General features: G+C 67.5%; 1 protein-coding gene. It reads right to left on the bottom strand.

Annotation, left to right across the window (positions count from 1 at the left end):
• The coding region (locus EN845_RS35060) for a hypothetical protein (protein WP_135931361.1) at positions 1-190 on the bottom strand (190 nt) is incomplete at its 3' end.
• Positions 191-280: the final 90 nt, after the last annotated feature.

Genomic DNA, 280 nt, shown 5'->3' with positions numbered 1-280 from the left:
GGGTGATGTAGGGCTCGCCCGACTTGCGCGTCTGCCCAGCGTGCGCGGAGGCTCCGACTTCCCAGGCACGGCGCAACAGCGGCAGCTGTTCCGGCGGCAGGTAGTGGGCGGCGCGTTCGAGCTGGAGGACGTAGTCGGGTACGGCGGCAGTGGGGGCTGCGGCGACCTTGGCAGTGGGGCCTGGGTTCATGCCCGCAGCCTATTCCAGCGCGACGTTTACGGCAAATCCTGAATGCGAAACAGCCCGCACGGGGCGGGCTGTTCGGTGTATCCAACGATT

Origin of the sequence: Mesorhizobium sp. M8A.F.Ca.ET.202.01.1.1 (assembly GCF_004791595.1) — a bacterium.
Classification (GTDB): Bacteria; Pseudomonadota; Alphaproteobacteria; order Rhizobiales; family Rhizobiaceae; genus Mesorhizobium.
This window is presented reverse-complemented; position numbering and strand designations above follow the sequence as displayed.